Annotated in this window: 17 protein-coding genes; 9 read left to right on the top strand and 8 right to left on the bottom strand. The window is 63.9% G+C overall.

The genetic code is table 11. The annotated features are described in order from the left end of the window. Window positions 1–31 precede the first annotated feature (31 nt). The 4 genes from OEW28_RS05965 to OEW28_RS05950 all read left to right on the top strand — a co-directional run bounded on the left by OEW28_RS05965 (window position 32) and on the right by OEW28_RS05950 (window position 6021). A complete protein-coding gene (locus tag OEW28_RS05965) occupies window positions 32–913 on the top strand; it encodes a LysR substrate-binding domain-containing protein (RefSeq protein ID WP_263733788.1) in 882 nt (293 codons plus the stop codon). Between the two features lie 181 nt (window positions 914–1094). Continuing rightward, window positions 1095–2354 carry a hypothetical protein gene (locus OEW28_RS05960; protein WP_263733787.1) on the top strand — a complete coding sequence of 420 codons (1260 nt, stop codon included), beginning with the start codon at window positions 1095–1097 and terminating at the stop codon, window positions 2352–2354. 53 nt (window positions 2355–2407) lie between these two features. Further along, entirely contained in the window at window positions 2408–5305 is a 2898-nt protein-coding gene (locus tag OEW28_RS05955) for a coiled-coil domain-containing protein (protein WP_263733786.1), read from the top strand. Window positions 5306–5325: 20 nt separating this feature from the next. Next, complete coding sequence (locus OEW28_RS05950; RefSeq protein WP_263733785.1) at window positions 5326–6021, top strand: CpXC domain-containing protein; 696 nt, start codon at window positions 5326–5328, stop codon at window positions 6019–6021. A gap of 17 nt (window positions 6022–6038) precedes the next feature. On the opposite strand, the gene OEW28_RS05945 is transcribed toward OEW28_RS05950, so the two are convergent. Then, window positions 6039–6680 carry a GntR family transcriptional regulator gene (locus tag OEW28_RS05945; protein WP_263733784.1) on the bottom strand — a complete coding sequence of 214 codons (642 nt, stop codon included), beginning with the start codon at window positions 6678–6680 and terminating at the stop codon, window positions 6039–6041. A 153-nt stretch (window positions 6681–6833) separates the two neighbouring features. Here OEW28_RS05945 and OEW28_RS05940 point away from each other — a divergent pair, with 153 nt between their 5' ends. From OEW28_RS05940 to OEW28_RS05930, 3 genes are all read left to right on the top strand, one after another. Further along, window positions 6834–7478, top strand: a complete 645-nt coding sequence (locus tag OEW28_RS05940; RefSeq protein ID WP_263733783.1) for a pyrimidine 5'-nucleotidase — start codon at window positions 6834–6836, stop codon at window positions 7476–7478. Between the two features lie 73 nt (window positions 7479–7551). After that, a complete protein-coding gene (locus OEW28_RS05935; RefSeq protein ID WP_263733782.1) occupies window positions 7552–7800 on the top strand; it encodes a hypothetical protein in 249 nt (82 codons plus the stop codon). Window positions 7801–7869: 69 nt separating this feature from the next. Then, window positions 7870–9069: a UbiH/UbiF family hydroxylase gene (locus tag OEW28_RS05930; protein ID WP_263733781.1), complete on the top strand. Its 1200-nt coding sequence runs from the start codon at window positions 7870–7872 to the stop codon at window positions 9067–9069. A gap of 20 nt (window positions 9070–9089) precedes the next feature. On the opposite strand, the gene OEW28_RS05925 is transcribed toward OEW28_RS05930, so the two are convergent. From OEW28_RS05925 to OEW28_RS05915, 3 genes are all read right to left on the bottom strand, one after another. Continuing rightward, window positions 9090–10220, bottom strand: coding sequence for an aminotransferase class V-fold PLP-dependent enzyme (locus OEW28_RS05925; protein ID WP_263733780.1), 1131 nt, complete (start codon window positions 10218–10220; stop codon window positions 9090–9092). Window positions 10221–10309: 89 nt separating this feature from the next. Further along, on the bottom strand, window positions 10310–10768 hold the full coding sequence (locus tag OEW28_RS05920; protein WP_263733779.1) for an Lrp/AsnC family transcriptional regulator: 459 nt from the start codon (window positions 10766–10768) through the stop codon (window positions 10310–10312). After that, window positions 10765–11223, bottom strand: coding sequence for an Lrp/AsnC family transcriptional regulator (locus OEW28_RS05915; protein ID WP_263733778.1), 459 nt, complete (start codon window positions 11221–11223; stop codon window positions 10765–10767). Before OEW28_RS05915 ends, OEW28_RS05920 begins: the two co-directional genes overlap by 4 nt. 128 nt (window positions 11224–11351) lie before the next feature. On the opposite strand from OEW28_RS05915, the gene ilvC reads away from it, so the two are divergent. Both ilvC and OEW28_RS05905 read left to right on the top strand, forming a co-directional pair. Continuing rightward, a complete protein-coding gene (gene ilvC, locus OEW28_RS05910) occupies window positions 11352–12374 on the top strand; it encodes a ketol-acid reductoisomerase (protein WP_263733777.1) in 1023 nt (340 codons plus the stop codon). 117 nt (window positions 12375–12491) lie between these two features. Beyond that, complete coding sequence (locus tag OEW28_RS05905) at window positions 12492–13073, top strand: hypothetical protein (RefSeq protein ID WP_263733776.1); 582 nt, start codon at window positions 12492–12494, stop codon at window positions 13071–13073. 51 nt (window positions 13074–13124) lie between these two features. Here the strand turns inward: OEW28_RS05905 and glmM are convergent, their stop codons facing one another. The 4 genes from glmM to OEW28_RS05885 all read right to left on the bottom strand — a co-directional run bounded on the left by glmM (window position 13125) and on the right by OEW28_RS05885 (window position 17169). Beyond that, window positions 13125–14468 carry a phosphoglucosamine mutase gene (gene glmM / locus OEW28_RS05900; RefSeq protein ID WP_263733775.1) on the bottom strand — a complete coding sequence of 448 codons (1344 nt, stop codon included), beginning with the start codon at window positions 14466–14468 and terminating at the stop codon, window positions 13125–13127. Beyond that, complete coding sequence (gene folP / locus OEW28_RS05895) at window positions 14465–15478, bottom strand: dihydropteroate synthase (protein WP_263733774.1); 1014 nt, start codon at window positions 15476–15478, stop codon at window positions 14465–14467. Before folP ends, glmM begins: the two co-directional genes overlap by 4 nt. A gap of 43 nt (window positions 15479–15521) precedes the next feature. Further along, on the bottom strand, window positions 15522–16412 hold the full coding sequence (locus OEW28_RS05890; protein WP_263733773.1) for a dihydroneopterin aldolase: 891 nt from the start codon (window positions 16410–16412) through the stop codon (window positions 15522–15524). Window positions 16413–16485: 73 nt separating this feature from the next. Beyond that, window positions 16486–17169 (bottom strand): cell wall hydrolase, encoded by a 684-nt coding sequence (locus OEW28_RS05885; protein WP_263733772.1) that lies wholly within the window; start codon window positions 17167–17169, stop codon window positions 16486–16488. Window positions 17170–17209 lie beyond the last annotated feature (40 nt).

The following is a 17209-nucleotide window of genomic DNA, read 5'->3' as shown; positions in this document are numbered from 1 at the left end:
CCCAGAGCCGCATCAAACCACGAGGACCCGGATGCGCTACGTTCAGCTTCGCGCCTTCCACTATGTCGCGATCTGCGGCGGATTTTCCCGCGCGGCAGAGGAGCTTCGGCTGACCCAACCCGCCATTTCGGACCAGGTGCGAAAGTTGGAGGAAGAATACGACGTCCTTCTGTTCAACCGGCACAAGAAGCAGGTCGCGCTGACGCCGGCGGGCGAGCGGCTGCTTGAAATCACGCGACGTCTTTTCGACAACGAACAGCAGGCGCTGGAGCTTCTTTCGGAATCGCGCGCACTGCGGGCTGGCACGCTCAGGATCGTCGCCGACAGCGCCCATCACCTTCTGCATGTGCTTACCCAGTTCCGGCAGCGCTATCCGGGTGTGCGGATATCGATGCGGGCCGGCAATACCGACACGGTGCTTGAAAGCCTGCACAGTTACGAGGCCGACATCGGCGTCCTTGGCGAGATACCCCAAAGCCGGGACTTCGACTATATCCGCCTGAACTCCACCCCGATCATTGCCTTCGTGGCAAAGGAACACCCGTTTGCAGGTCGGGTCTCGGTGTCGTTCTCGGATCTTGCCAATCAACCGCTTGTAATGCGCGAAAGCGGGTCGCGCACGCGCCAGAAGCTGGAAGCCGCGGCACGGGCGAAAGGCTTCGCCCTGACCCCGGCGATCGAGGCCGAGGGACGGGAGGCCGTGCGCGAAATCGTGGCCTCGGGCGCGGGGATCGGCTTTGTTTCCGCCGCCGAGTTCGGACAGGACCCGCGCCTGGTGCGGATCAGGATCGAGGGGGAGGACGCCATGCGGATGGACGAGGCCCTTGTTTGCCTGCGCGAAAGAAGGGGAAGCACCCGCGTTTCGGCCTTCTTTGAAATTTGCAGGGAATTTGCTGAAAAATCATTGCGTTGATCGTCATCACACGCGAAACTTCGTATCGGGACGGGCAGCATCCCAAATTCGCCCCATCCCGTGAAATTCTGCACTAAGCTGGTTGCGGACACATCCATCCGGCGAATCAAATCGCCGCCCTTGACGCCCATATTGCGCTGAACGACGGGCGCACCCAGCCCTCAAGAGGTTTGCCATGCCAATGACCCCCGAAGCGACCGAAGAACTCAAGTCGATGGTTCCCGTTGCGCGAAAGCGGGCCTTGGGGTTCGGCGTGTGCCTTGGAAAGAAACCCGAGGGCACCGTGATGGTGCTTCACCGCATGAAGGAGCCCGCGATTCTTGCCCGCCAGGCCAAGAAGGAGGGCGAGACGCCGAAGGTCACGTTCGGCACGGTCGAAATCAAGGGCAAGAAGATGATGCTGCAATGCCAGGGCGACATCCTGCCCGGCATGTCGAAGAACCTTCGCAAGTTCCTTGCCGGGCTTGACCTGAAGCTGAAGATCGTGGCGCTTGACGCCGACGGGAATGTGGCGGACGACGACGGGGAGCCGGAGGAAGAGGGCGATCAGGATCAGGTGGAAACCGCCGAGGCCCAAAGCCCCGAGGCGCAGAACTGGGCCAAGATCGCACCGGCCATGACGGCGATGGTCGAACGGGCGCTGAATGCGGGACATGAAAAAGCCCCCCAGATCGAGGCCGCATGGAACCGGGCCCTTGAGGCGGCGGAAGCCGGCAACCATCAGGAAGCGCTGGCCATCGCGGCGAAGCTGCGCCCATTGCTGAGCGCCCAGCAACCGCAACAGCAGGCCCCGGAAAGCAACGCGCCCGAGGGTCCGGACGCCAAGCGTTGGGGCGCGGTCGCGGGCGCGATCGGCCAGCTATACGAAAAGGCCATGGCGCTGAACCCCGAGAACCGCAGCCAGCTGAGTGCCGCCTGGGCCATGGCGACCGAGAAGGCAGAGGCGGGCGACTTCGCGGCGGCGCTTCAGATCGCCACCAGGCTGAAGTCAGCGCTCGAGGCCGCGATCAGCAAGGGCGGATCAGGCACCGAGCGCGAGGTCCCCAAGGATGTCGTGCCCTTCCAGAAGTCCCGCGTGCTCTGGGGCGCCACCAGGTCCACCATGATGAAGGAAATGGCGAAACTGGAATCCGCGATCGTCAGCGTCTGCGCTGGCGACCCGGAACTCGCCCCCATCGCGGCCGAGGCAAGCGAACTGCGCAAGCGGCTTGATGTCTTCGACGCGCGGCTCGAGGATGTGCTTGACCGGATCACCAACACCCCCGAGGGCGATCAGCGCAGCGCGCTGAAGGTCGAGGCGCGCGCCGCAATTCGGGACTACAGTAGCGCGCTTGAAAGCGACTTCTTCGCCGAAGTGGATGACGACAACGGCTTTGTTCAGGTTGCCGTCGCCGCAAGTGCGCGCAAGGCATTGGATGCGATCGCAAAGGTCCTTGGCTAGGACGCATCCGCCAACTTACCCCCTTCAGACCTCAGCGCCCCGAGGAGATATAGATGCCGTTTTCATCGCTTGACCCCAAAGCCCAGAAATTCGTCAAGAAGTACTTCAAGTCCGGCGGGCTTTTCGGAAAGGGGACCAGTCAGGTCGACAAGGACCGGATGTCGGATGAATACCAGGCGTACCAGGACGCCTGCGCGCAATTCTCTCTGAAGATCCAGAACTACCCGCCCTTTATCGGCACGAAATCCATCGTCAAATCGTTCGATACGGCGCGCGACTCCGTCGACAAGGACAAGAAGCAGCTGAACGCCGCCGCCGCGACGCAGGAAATAGGCCGGCTGAGCACGGCATTGGAGACCTTGGGCCAGACCTACGTCAACCGGTTGCAAACCGAGGCGCAGCAGGCGGTGACACGGATGCAGGCGCTCAGGGGCACCGTCATTCACCGTCAGAAGGCCGAAGCGCGTCTGGTCGAGTTGCGCAATGCCGGCGCGCGAACCCCTCCCGACTTTGACGCGGTGCGTTCGGCGCACGCCTTCATCCTTGGCGAAGAGACAAGGGTCACGCAGGTTTCGAACGCCTACATGGCCGAATACAACAAGTACAAGGGCTGGCCGCAGATGGTCCGGAATCGCTATCCCGAGATCAACGACGCCTTCGTCAGTACCGAACGGCAAGAGGTCGAAAGGCTTGTCGCCCTTGCAGAGCAGCAGCTTGATGAGCACTCCATCTCGGTGGCGCGCAGCAACATCAGCATCGCCTGGGGCAAGGTCGACGCGGCCAAGCGACTTCTGGACAACCGCGCCGACTACGAACTCGTCAAGGCCGCCGCCGAAACCGAGATCAACAAGCTTCTGGCCAAGCGTTGTCCAGGGGTCGAGGAAGAATGCGCCGAAATCGTGCGCCGACAGGGGGAGGCTGCGACCGCTGTCGCTGCGCGCGACTTCATCACACCATGGCACATCATGCAGGACCTGAAGAAACGCGCGGTGGCAGAGTTGCCATTCGCGCAAGGCTACCTTGACTTCGAGGCTGCGGCCAAGACGGCAAGTGAAGCGATCAGCGCGCTTGCCAGCCATCCTCAGGGCAAGTTCGCCCTTGGTCAGATCGCCGAGGCGCGGTCGGTCTTCGCGCAGGCAGAGGCGCTTGCCGGCGTTCGCAAATACGCCCAAGCCGTCGCGCGCCTGGATCTCATTCCCGACATGTGCAAGGCCGCCGCCGAGAACGCGGCGGCGGGTGCTCCGTTCACGAGGCTTGAGGAAGCCGTCGGCAGCGAGCCGCCCGAACGGATCATCTCTCAGGCCGAGGCGCTGATAAAGTCGCTCGAGGCGCATCCCCGCGCGGCCCAGATCGCCGAAGCGATTGCGGACTTGAAGCGGCGCCACAAGGCTGCCGACGAGGGCGTTGAAAACTTTGACGACGATACCGCCCGCAGTCATCTTAAGGAACTGGCCGAACTGGCCAGCGGCGCCCGGCGACTGGCCGATATCGTCGACGCGCTGATGACGCGCGCGGACAGGCTGATCGATCGGATAACAAACCTGCGCGACACGCACGGCCAGGCGAAGTACGCCGAAACCAGCCTGAAGACCGCGTTGGAAACCGCCAAACAGGGCCGCGAAGCCGCCGAAAAGGGCAATGACGCCGCGACGGGAATGCTGGACCGGGCAGAGGCCGCACTGGACCGCGCGCGCATGTTGGCGGACGGCCAGGAGGTCTATCTCATCCGTCGCGCCGAGGTGAAATCCGAAGCAGACAAGGCGCTGAAGCAGAACTTCCCCGACAAGCCGGGGGCCCAGGGCCGCATCAACGACGCGATGCTTCGGGCAGAGGAGTTTTCCAAGGGGCTTGAACCCGCAAAGGCCAAGGGTGCGCTTGACGGTGTGATGGCAGAGGTCGCCAGCATCAACATCGCTGCGAAGGCAAAGGCCGGGACGCCGCCGACCAAACAGGAAGTTCTGGACATCATCGCGCAACCAAACGGCCAGCGAATGCTGGATGGTCTGATCGAGCAGCTTGGCCCGAACGACGTGACGCAGGAAGTCATGATGGCCTTGCTGGGCGCCCGCTTCGACATGGAGGTTGGAGTATTCGATACCAAGGCGCAAATGGAAGCCGGTGGCGGCAAGGCGTCACTTACCGGGCCCGCGCCAAATTTGCTTAAATATTACAAGATGATGACCAAAGTTCCTGATGCTCACACCAAGCTCAATGAAAGCCTTCTTCGTTTTGATGAGGTCGAACAAGTCGGTGTTTACGATTCCTTCTACCAGTCCGGCAAGCGCCAGGTCGTAATGGGCTTGGGTGGCGCCATGGACTGGGGCTCAAGCCTCAGCGACCCCGACAAGCTCGAGGACATCGAGCCTGACTGCGTTTGCGTTCCCGACACCGAAAAGCCTCAGCCAACCTACGGAACCTGGACGACCCTGCATGAGATCGGACACGCGGTGGATGATGCGAAGGGGTTCATGAAGGGCAAGGCAGGTAATGCGGCATTCGGTGGCTGGACCGAATATGGAGGTGACATCAGGCCAATCGCGAAGGCGGTAGCCGCCGAATACAAGTACGACGAGTTCTACGTCGAGCGCTTGATCTCGGGTGGTGCACCAGAAGATCCGGAGATGCCGGAAGAACTGAAGGAGAATCCCAACGGCGCAACCGCCTGGAGCGCTCGGAAGCAGAATGTGGACAACTGGTACAAGGCAATGTCGACTGGCAGCAAACCCTGGGACAACAAGCGTGCCTCAAGCGACTATGCGATAGGCGGAAAGGTCTACCATGAAGCCTACGGTGACACGTGGGTTTCGTATGACGCAGGTTCGCGCAGGCAAGGCGTTACAGGCTACCAGTTCCGAGCACCGGGCGAGTGGTTCTCGGAACTGTATGCGGCCTATCACACCGGCAAGCTCAACCCCAAGCATCCGGCTGCCAAGTGGCTGTCGACCCTCTGACACAGTGAAAGGATCACGCCATGTCGATGTTTACCACACTGTCCGTGGCCTGTCCCAACTGTGGGACGGCAAACGAGATGGACATCTTCCAGAGCGTCAATGCCGACCGGCGCCCAGACCTGAAGACCGCCATCCTAGAGCAGCGCTTTCAGGTGAAACCCTGTTCAAGCTGCGCGACCGAATTCAGGCCGGAACCCGATTTCAACTACCTTGACGGCAAGGCCGGGATCTGGATCTCTGCGCGCCCGATCGCGGCGCTTGCCCAGTGGGATGCCGAAATCGCAAAGGCGGCCGACGACTTCGCGCTGGCCTACGGCGACAAGGCGGGCGAGGCCGCGCGCGACATCGGGCGCGCCCTGAAGGCCAGGCTTACATTCGGATGGCCCGCGGTCCGAGAGAAGATCGTCATCGCGGACGCGGGCCTTGACGATGTCGCGATCGAGACGGTGAAGCTGGTGGTTTTGCAGACCCGGCCAGGAAATATCCTGCAAGCGGGCGCGGAACTGCGCTTGATCGACGCCGCCGGCGACCAGTTGACCTTTGGCTGGATCACGGTCGCCTCGGACGAGATCCTGCAAAGATTCGTGGCGCAGCGCGCCCTTCACGACGCGGTCCGGGATGGGGAGGACTGGGCCCAGACGCGCACGGACCTTTCGGGCGATCTGTTCGTGGACATCCAGCGCAACTTTATCGTTCCCGAACCGGTCGAGGTCTAGGACGCGCCGGCGGTGCCTTAGGCGTCGCTCTCCCTGCGCTGAGAGGCCGCGTCAAGCTTGAGCCGTGTTTCGAACGCTTTCGAGATATGCGCGCGCAGCGCAGTCTGCGCGCCGATCTCATCCCCGTTGGCAATCGCGCTCACGATGGCGTCATGCTCGGCCAGAGCCGCCTCGCCCCGTCCTTCCGCCGCAAGCGACGTCGTCGCCAGAAGCGCCATGGAGCGGTGGACCAGCCCAAGCTGCTGCACCAGGTAGCGGTTGTGGGAAGCAAGGTGAATCTGCTTGTGAAAGCGCCGGTTGGCGCGTGACAGCGCCTCGGGATCGCTAAGATGCGCGCGGTCTTCATCAATCATGTCCTCAAGCACGCGAATCTCCTCTTCGGTCGCGTGCTTGGCGGCCAACCGCGCAGCCAGGCCTTCAAGCTCGGCGCGCACGACGTAAAGCTCGGCCAACTGGTTGTGATCCAGAGAGGCCACGATCAGCGACCGCCCGTCCCGCGTCAGCATCGACTGCGTTTCCAGACGCTGAAGCGCCTCCCGAACCGGGGTGCGCGACACGCCAAGTCTCTCGGCCAGTTCGGATTCAACCAGGCGATCGCCCGGACGGTAGGTCCCGCCCTCGATCGCTTCGAGGATCAGGGTATAGGCATCTTTCTGCATCCGCATGTCCTGGCCGTAGTGAACAAGGCGCAAACCTAGGGCGCATCGCCCCCCCTAAGCAAGAGGCTTCGCTGCCGCATGGGCCTGGCGGCCTTGCCCCCTGCCCCGCCGCATGAGACAAATGCCCTGGTTCGACACGATGTGATTGCCGACATGCCCGCTTCTGCCTTTGCCCATGTGACCTGCTGGGTTTTCGACCTGGACAACACGCTATACCCCCCGGAAGCGCGGCTTTTCGATCAGATCGAAGTGCGTATGACCACATATGTCATGCAGTCGCTCGGCGTGGCGCGGGACGAAGCGGACCGCCTTAGGCGCCATTACTGGGCGCGCTATGGCACGACCCTGGCGGGGCTGATGACGGAACACGGCGTGGATCCCGCCCCCTATCTGACCGAGGTTCACGAAATTTCGCTGGACGCGCTGGCGCCGGACGCTGCGCTGCGACAGGCCATCGCCGCGCTGCCCGGCCGCCGCATCGTCTATACCAACGGCAGTCGCCCCTACGCCGAGCGGGTGATCGCCGCGCGCGGACTTGAGGGCGTATTCGATGCCGTCTACGGCGTGGAACACGCGGGCTTCCGCCCCAAGCCGGAACGCGGCGCCTTCGAGGCGGTCTTTGGCCACGACGGCATTGACCCCATGCGCGCCGCCATGTTCGAGGACGATCCGCGCAACCTGACCGAGCCTCATGCGATGGGAATGCGCACCGTGCACGTGGCGCCGCAACCTGATCCCGCGCCGCATATCCACCACCACACTGACGATCTGGCCGCGTTTCTGGCCCGGCTTGTCTGAGCCCTGCGGCGATACGTCTTCTCGTGTTCCTGCGCCCTCGACCTTAAGTCGACGCCGCGAACAGGAGTTTACGATGACTGACATGCCGATTTCCTCGGGCCGCCCCGTTCGGTCCTGGTTTCACCACATCCCGGTCCTGGGATGGATCGCCTTTGACATCGCCTACGGCGACCCCGACACCATCTGGTACGCGCTGGTCATCCTGGTGACCGTGATGGTTCTGGCGGTTCAGACCTGGGGGCTCGTGGCTTTGGCGATGACGGCGTTGGCGATGGTGCCGGTGATGTTTGTCACGCTGATCCTGATCACCCTTGGAAAGTAGCGCTCGGGACGGAATGTCGCTTGGCCCTCCGGCGCGGGACCGCATATCATGCGCCCAAAGGAGCATGATATGCAGGCCCAGGCGATAGACATCCTGATTTCCGGTGGCGGCGTGGCGGGGCTGACCGCCGCATCGGCCTTCGGTTCGGCGGGTTTTTCCGTCATTTGCGTCGACCCCGCCCCCCCGGTAACCGAGGCGGATGCCGCAGGCGCCGACATGCGAACGACGGCCTTTCTGCAACCGGCGCGCAAGGTGCTTGAGCAGGCGGGCCTTTGGGATCAGCTTGCCCCCCATGCCGCCGCGTTGAAGGTCATGCGGATCGTCGATGCCGGGGGCGAAGTTCCCGAACCCCGTATCGTCAGGGATTTCGATGCCTCGGAAATCGGGGATGAACCGTTTGGCTGGAATTTCCCGAACTGGCTTCTGCGCCGGGAAATGGTCGCCCGCCTGGCAGAGCTTCCGAATGTCGAATTCCGCCCCGGCGTGTCGACGCGGACAGTCCTGACCCGAGAAAGCGAGGCGCGGATTGCCCTGTCGGACGGAACGCAGGTCGCGGCCCGACTGCTTGTCGCCGCCGATGGTCGCGCCAGCCCGGTGCGCGCGGCGGTGGGCATCGGCGTCAAGACGATGCGCTACGGGCAAAAGGCGCTGGCCTTCGCGGTGACCCACCCAATCCCGCATCAGAACGTCTCGACCGAGGTTCACAGGACCGGGGGACCCTTCACGCTGGTGCCGCTTCCGGATCGGGAAGGGAAGCCCTGTTCCGCCGTCGTCTGGATGGAGCGCGGACCAGAGGCGGAACGCCTGGCCACCCTGCCCCTCCCTGAATTCGAGGCAGAGATGTTCACGCGTTCGGCCGGACTGTTCGGGCCGCTGAAGCTGGTCACCCGCCGATCGGTCTGGCCGATGATCGCCCAGATCGCCGACAGGTTCGAAGCTGAACGGACGGCGCTGATCGCCGAAGCGGCCCATGTGGTGCCGCCCATCGGCGCACAGGGCTTGAACATGTCGCTTGCGGATCTGGCCTGCCTGCTGGACCTTGCGGCCACAGCGCCGGATCGGCTGGGTGAACGCGCGATGCTGTCGGCCTACAACCGTCGACGCTGGCCCGAGGTCAAGGCGCGCGTGACGGGGATCGACCTTCTGAACCGCACGTCCATGCTGTCGCCGCGCCCCCTGCGCGACCTGCGCGCCGGGGCTTTGAACGCGCTTTATTCGCTGGCCCCCGTGCGCAAGACCCTGATGAAGGCTGGGCTCGGCATGCGCTAGGGCAGCCGGGCCCTCCTTGCTTAGCCCAAGGCCTCGTCCAGCGCGCGCCGGACGCGCGCGACGGTCGCTTCGACGTCGTAAAGCTTGTCCAGGCCGAAAAGGCCGATGCGGAAACTGCGGTAGCTGTCGCCTTCCCCAACCTGCAACGGCACGCCGGCGGCGATCTGCACCCCTTGGGCCGCGAATTTCTTGCCGGTCTGGATGTCGGGATCGTCGGTGAAACTGACAACGACACCGGGCGCCCCGAAACCCTCGGCCGCGACCGAACGGATACCACGGGCGGCAAGGTCCGCCCGAACCGCGTCGCCAAGCGCCCACTGCGCTGCGCGAAGCCGCTCGAATCCGTAATCCCTGGTTTCCAGCATCGTATCGCGGAACGCCTTGAGCGCGTCCGTCGGCATGGTCGCATGATAGGCGTGTCCGCCGCCCTCATACGCAGTCATGATCGCGCGCCACTTCTTGAGATCGAGTGCGAAGCTGTTCGAAACCGTCGCCTCCATCCGCTTTTCGGCCTCGGCGCTCATCATCACCAGACCCGCGGACGGCGATGCCGACCATCCTTTTTGCGGGGCGGAGATCAGTACATCGACTCCGATCCCTTGCATGTCGACCCATATGCAGCCAGAGGCGATGCAATCCAGCACGAAAAGCGCACCCACCTCGTGCGCGGCTTGCGCCAATGCCCTGAGATAGTCGTCGGGCAGGATCATGCCGCTTGCCGTTTCGACATGCGGAGCGAAGACGACGTCGGGCCTTACCTCGGCGATCTTGGCCGCGACCTCTTCGATCGGGGCCGGGGCAAAGGGCGCCTGAACCTCGTTTCCGGCGCGGCGCGCCATGGCGACATGGGTTTCCGCGGCAAATCCGCCCGCCTCGAAGATCTGGGTCCAGCGGTAAGAGAACCAGCCGTTGCGGACGATCAGTGCCCTTTTTCCACCCGCGAACTGGCGCGCCACAGATTCCATGGCATAGGTCCCGCCGCCCGGCACAAGGGCCACCGCGTCGGCGTTGTAGACATCTTTCAGCATGGCCGAGATGTCGCGCATCACGCCCTGAAACTGCTTGCTCATGTGGTTGAGCGAACGGTCAGTGAAGACCACCGAGAATTCTTCCAAACCGTCGGGATCGATGTGGGGCAGCAGCGCGGGCATAAAATCCTCCTGTCTCTCTTGGTCCTGCGGTAGCGCAGGATGGCCGGAAAGGCCAAGGATTTCACGACAGAGCATGACGGTTTTGGGCATCAGCCCAGGGGACCGGGGCGTCTTTCCTCGCTAAGCAGCACGTTTGCCTCGACGTTTCCCACGCCGGGCAGCGTCATGATCCGGCGCCTCAGCACGCGCTCGAAGTCCGCAAGGTCCCGGGCGGTCACGCGCAGCCGGTAGTCGTAAAGGCCCAGCACATGCTGGACTGTCTGCACTTCGGGAATCGCTGTCGCGGCACGTTCGAAATCCTCAAGGCTCACGCGCCCCTTCGCCGCAAGCTTCACACCAAGGAAGACCGTCACGCCGAAGCCAAGCGCCTCGGTGTCAAGGTCAATGCGCCGCCCCGCCAACACGCCCGCCTGCTCAAGCCGCCGGATCCGCCGCCAGGTCGCAGGTTGCGACAACCCTAGCTGCCGGCCGATCGCACCCGCACTTTGCGTGGCGTCCGCGACCAACTCCCGCAGGATCGCGCGGTCGATGTCATCAAGCTCGATCACAATGGCACGCTCCCCGTTTCCTTGATCGTGGAAACCAGCATCAGGCTTTCGATGTCGGAGATATGCGGCAGCGTCAGGATCCGGTCGCGATAGACCAGTTGGTAATGCCCCATATCGCGCGCGATGACGTTCAAGCGCACGTCGACCCGTCCAAGGAAGGTCTGGATCTCGATCACCTCTGGCACGTCGCGCGCGGCGGCCAGGAATTCGTCGAAGGCGCGCGGATTGGTCTTGTCCAGCGTGAAGCGCAGCGAAACCTCGACCGCCCAGCCAAGCGCGCGCCAGTCGATCACCGCGTGCTGCCCCTTCAGGACGCCCGCGGCGGTCAGCCTTTCCAGCCTCCGCCAGCAGGTTGCGGCCGTCACTCCGGCGCGCTCGGCCAGATCGGCAGTCGCGAGAGTGGGATCGGCCAGCAGCTGCCGCAGGATGCGCCTATCGGTATCGTCCAACTGCATTCTTTTTTCGTATTTGCAGACTTATGAGCATTGTTCTTTGCACAATAGCCGAAACTAGTCAATTTTTGCACGGTAATTCGCGCCGAAGTCCGTATGCTCGCCGCCAGAAACCAAGAAAGGAATGCATCATGCGCGTCTATTACGATCGCGATTGCGATATCAACCTGATCAAGGACAAGAAGGTCGCCATCCTTGGCTACGGCTCGCAGGGCCATGCCCATGCGCTGAACCTTCGCGACTCCGGCGCCAAGAACGTGGTCATCGCGCTGCGCGAAGGCTCGGCTTCCGCCGCAAAGTGCGAAAAGGAAGGTCTCAAGGTCATGGGCATCGCCGAGGCGGCCGCCTGGTGCGACGTGATCATGTTTACCATGCCGGACGAGCTTCAGGCTGAAACCTACAAGAAATACGTCCACGACAACCTGCGCGAGGGCGCGGCGATCGCCTTCGCCCACGGTCTGAACGTGCATTTCGGCCTGATCGAGCCGAAGCCCGGCGTCGACGTCATCATGATGGCACCGAAGGGCCCCGGCCACACCGTGCGTGGCGAATACACCAAGGGCGGCGGCGTCCCCTGCCTCGTCGCGGTCCATCAGGACGCGACCGGCAAGGCCATGGAAATCGGCCTGTCCTACTGCTCCGCCATCGGCGGCGGCCGTTCCGGCATCATCGAAACCAACTTCCGCCAGGAATGCGAAACCGACCTCTTCGGTGAGCAGGCCGTGCTTTGCGGCGGCCTGGTCGAACTGATCCGCATGGGCTTCGAGACCCTGGTCGAAGCCGGCTACGAGCCGGAAATGGCCTATTTCGAGTGCCTGCACGAAGTGAAGCTGATCGTGGACCTGATCTACGAAGGCGGCATCGCCAACATGAACTACTCGATCTCGAACACGGCCGAGTATGGCGAGTATGTCTCCGGTCCGCGCATCCTGCCCTACGACGAGACCAAGGCGCGGATGAAGGCGGTTCTGTCCGATATTCAGACCGGCAAGTTCGTCCGTGACTTCATGCAGGAAAACGCTGTCGGCCAGCCGTTCTTCAAGGCGACCCGCCGGATCAACGACGAGCACCAGATCGAGAAGGTCGGTGAAAAGCTGCGCGCCATGATGCCCTGGATCTCCAAGGGCAAGATGGTGGACAAGTCGCGGAACTGATCCGCACGACCTGCTGACTTACCTGCCGGGAGGCGCGTGTCGCGCCCGGCAGGCTTTTCCTTTGTCCGCACCCGAAGCGATGGTAGGCTTTTCCCCTCAACAAGTCAGGAGGGGAAGATGGACCGAAGGGCATTTGGCACCGGCCTTGTCGCCGCCGGTGCGAGCTGTGCATTCCGCCCCAACCCGGCGTTCGCGAACGAACGCGACAAGGAGGTGCGCGCCCTGGCGGACGAATTCACGCGCGTCCACCTTACGGTGCCCGGTCTGCGGCAAGCCATTGTCCTGACCGCCCTTCTCGTCGTGGCCGGGAACATAGCCTATTCCTACAACATGCAACAGAAGTGGCAGCGCTTCGGCCTGTCGCGCGCCAATCTCGGGGCGCTTCCGCTTCTCGGCAGCCTGACCCGGCAAACGGTCCAGACACGGATCGCAAACATGCACCCGATCGGCCAAGCGTATCTCGTGCAAGCCACGCTGGTCCTTCTGCTCAGTGCCGCCCTGCCACGCGCGCCGAAGACGATGACGGTCGTTAACGACGACAACGAGTTCTGGACGAAGTCGAAGCCCGACCGGGTCCGCTGGAACAGGAATGCAAACGCCTTCGACCGCGCGCTGACGTCCGCCAATGTCGGGGCCCATTTCGACCCGAAGACCGGCGAGCTTCTGGCGCTCATTCCGCCGCATCTGCGCCTCCACTGACCGGCGGAAGGGCGCGGACGAACGCGCGCAACCCCGCGCTATCGCGCGCCGCTAGACCGCATCTTCCACCGCCGCGACGATCCCGCCGACCACATCGGCCAGAAGTGCTTCGTCCTCGCATTCGGCCATGACGCGGATCAGGGGCTCCGTCCCCGACTTTCGGATCAGGAGACGGCCCGATCCGTTCAGCCGCGCCTCTGCCTCTCCGATCACTTTTCGCACATTATCGGCGGCCAAAGGCTCCTGCCCGGCCGCATAGCGCACATTCTTCAACATCTGGGGCACGGTCTCGAACTGACGCACAAGCTCGGACGCCTTCTTGCCGGTCTCTGCCATCGCAGCCAGGAACTGCAAGCCCGCGATCAGCCCGTCGCCGGTTGTCGCGTAGTCCGTCATGACGATGTGCCCCGACTGCTCTCCGCCCAGGTTGAAGCCGCCTTCCCGCATCCGTTCCACAACGTAGCGGTCGCCAACCGCCGTGCGCTCAAGCCGTAATCCCTGCCCGCCCAGGAACCGTTCGAGCCCGAGGTTCGACATCACCGTCGCGACCAGCGCACCGCCGCGAAGCCGACCGGCTTCGGCCCACCGGCGCGCGAACAGCGCCATGATCTGATCCCCGTCGGCAACCTGCCCGGCTTCATCCAGGATCATCACCCGGTCCGCGTCGCCGTCCAGGCTGATGCCAAGATCGGCCCCGTGCGCCACGACCGCCTCGGCCGCCGTGCGGGTGTTGGTCGAGCCACATCCATCGTTGATGTTCAGACCGTTCGGAGCCACGCCGACTGGAATGACCTCGGCCCCAAGCTCCCAGAGAACCTCGGGCGCCGCCTTGTAGGCAGCACCATTGGCACAGTCGATGACCACCTTCAGGCCCGATAGCTGCCCTCGCGCCGGGAAGGTCGTCTTGGCGTATTCGACGTACCGCCCCAGTCCGTCGTCGATGCGTTTCGCACGCCCGATGTTCTGCGGTTGGGCCGGTTCGATCTGCCCCGCGACGATGGATTCGATCTTCGCCTCGGCCTCGTCAGACAGCTTGAAGCCGTCCGGGCCGAAGAACTTGATGCCGTTGTCATGCGCGGGATTGTGGCTGGCCGAAATCATGATCCCGAACTCGGCCCGCATCGAACGGGTCAGGAAACCCACGGCGGGCGTTGGCACCGGACCGAGCAGCAGCACGTTCATCCCGGTTGAGGTCAGACCCGCGGTCAGCGCGTTTTCCAGCATGTAGCCCGACAGCCGCGTGTCCTTGCCGATGACGACACGGTGGCGGTTGCGCCCGTCGGTGCGGAAATAGCGCCCGGCTGCCGCACCGAGCCGCAAGGCCATCTCGGCAGTCATGGGATGGGTGTTTGCCGTGCCCCTGACCCCGTCGGTTCCGAAAAGCTTGCGCGTCATTGCATGTCTCCCGCCGTCACCGCCTGCCAGAGCCGGATGGCCTGCCTTGTTTCTTTGATATCATGCACCCTGTGCCACTGCACACCCTGGGCAATACCCGAAAGCGTGACCGCGATCGTGCCCGGTCCTCGATCGGCGGCGGCATCGGCACCGCCCAACGTGCCGATGAAACGCTTGCGCGAGGCGCCCAGCAGAACGCCGCATCCAAGCCCATGGAAAAGCGACAGCCCCCTCAGAAGCGCCACGTTGTGTTCCAGCGTCTTGCCAAAGCCGATACCGGGATCGACAAGGATGCGCGCGCGGGGAATTCCGACCGACTCCGCCTCTCGCACGCACTCGGCAAGATAGTCGTAGACGTCAAGCAGCACGTCGGCATAGCGCGGGTCGTCCTGCATCGTGGCGGGCACGCCCAGGGCATGCATCAGGCAGACCGGCACCTCGCGCGCGGCAACCAGATGGCCAAGGGCCGCGTCATAGGCAAAGGCCGAGACGTCGTTGACCATCGAGGCCCCGGCGTTCAGCGCCGCGCAGGCGACAGGCGCCTTGCGCGTGTCGATCGAGATGGGCGTGGTTATCCCTGCCTGCCTCAGCGCGGAAATCACCGGCACCGTTCGGTCGGTCTCTTCTGCAAGCGGGACATCGGCTGCGCCGGGCCGAGTGCTTTCCCCTCCGATGTCGATCAGGTCGGCGCCTGCCGTCACCATCGCCAGGCCGTGCGCCCGCGCGGCGGCCGCTTCGGCGAAAAGCCCCCCGTCAGAGAAGCTGTCGGGCGTCACGTTCAGGACGCCCATGATCCTTGGCCGGTCCAAGCCCATCCCAAGAAAATCGGGGCGCGGATCGGTCAGCGCCGCCTTGGCCTCAGGGGGCAATTCGCTGGCTGGGATCATGCCGCGCGGTCCCTGCCGCGTCAGCACCTCGACCCTGTCGAACCAGCACCAGCCCCCGGCAAGGGTCAAGGCGCCCTCGGGTCGGGCGGGATCGGTCATCGCGATTGGTCGAAAGTATTCCATGGCGCGGTTTTCCGACGAAGCGTTGCGATTGGCAAGGCGGCTGTCAGCGGCGCTGTACGGGCACGCGGCTTCCCGCCGGGATGGTGACACTGCCGTGAACGACAAGCTGGCGTGCCTCCAGCGTCTCGGCCAGCCAGACGGCGAGCGCGGCGCCATCCTCGGCCGACGCAAGCGGCGCACCCGGCGTATCCAGCACCAGCTTCGAAGGCGCCCAGACGGCGGTGCGGCCGTGGCGCATCGCCCAGTCGAGCTCGGTGCGCGAGGCCACTACCTTGAGCCGTGGATCGCGTGCGGCAAATGCCCAGGCGTTCTGTTCAATCGCCAGAAGCGCGATGCGGCGGCGCGCGTCCTCGGTCGCAGCGGCCGGTCGCGGTTCGGGCGGCAGGCCCAGCGTGACAACGACCGGGCTGGCTGCGTCCATGTGGCTTTCCAAACGCGCCGCCAGATCGGTTGCCATCAGGGCGTCCGCCCCGAAATGGATGACGACGGGATGCGGGGCAGGCGCTTCGTCGACAGGACTGTCCGCTGCCTCCCGCACAATTTCGACACCAAGCGCGAAGGGGCCGCGATCCAGCTTCTCGATCCGCACAAAGACCCTTTGCGCCTGCGGTTCGGCAAGGATGCGCGCCGCCACGCCGTCGGCCAAGGTCTCCAGAAGGTTGAGCCTTTCGCGCGCCAACTCTGCCTCGACGGCCTCGATCAGCCGATCGTACGACAGGATCTGGTCGACATCATCATCCAGCCCTTCGGGCAGAGGCGCAATTTCAACGACGATGTTGAAGCGCAGACGCTGCTCGGCGCCGCGTTCTTCCTGAAACGCGCCTATGTCCGCCGATACGATGAAATCGCGCAGGGAAAGCCTGTCCGCGAGCGTCGCAGTAGCGCGGGATCGCGCCTCCGGGTGGTCAAAGGCCTGGGCGATGTCGTCCGTCATGTTCCGTCCCTCAAGGTTTTCCCATGCTAGCGGGACCGGACACGAATGGGCAGCACGGACGCGACGCCAGAGATCAGTTCAGCGCCGTGACGATCGGGGCGCGGTAGAACAGGTGCGCCCCGATGGTTGCGGTCAGTTCGAACCGCTTGGACCACGACGGGGAAACCTGCGGGGTGTGGAAATAGGTAGCACCTTCGGTCAGAATCCGCGGCGCGCCATCCAGCATCGCGCCCGCGATCTTGGCCGAACGTTTCCACGCCTCGGGTTCAGCGACCACCTCGGCACGCCCGTCGCATGTGTAGGAAAACTGGCATCCGCCGTTGCCGCCCTGGTTCACCACCGCGCAGACGGTCTTGGGAAACGACGGGCTATCGACCCGGTTCAGGATGACCTCGGCCACCGCGGCCTGGCCCTTGATCGACTCGCCCCTCGCCTCGAAGTAGAGCGCCTGCGCCAGACAATCGAGTTCGTCGCTGGATTCGGGCCGCGGAAGCGCGGCAAGCCAGGTGCCGTCGTAGGACATCACAGCCTTGCCCTTGGACTTTCCGGGCTTCATCGGCGCGGTCGCGATCGCGGCCACGTCGCTTGAAGTGAGCGTGCTCAACGCGGCACGCTCCTGCCCCAGAAGCGCCGTCATGTGCACATCAATGGATCCGTCCGGATCGTTCGACTGGCTCACCGTCATCTCGGCTTGAACGCCTCCGGCAAGTCCGAAGAGCAGGACGACTGGAGCCGCCCAGCGCATCAGCACTGTCATTGGTAGTTTCCCGAATTGCTTCGACGAGCCATGGCCCCCA

The organism is Albidovulum marisflavi (assembly GCF_025751435.1).
Classification (GTDB): domain Bacteria; phylum Pseudomonadota; class Alphaproteobacteria; order Rhodobacterales; family Rhodobacteraceae; genus Albidovulum; species Albidovulum marisflavi.
The sequence above is the reverse complement of the archived record's forward strand: the minus strand, read 5'-3'. Positions and strand labels throughout refer to the sequence as shown.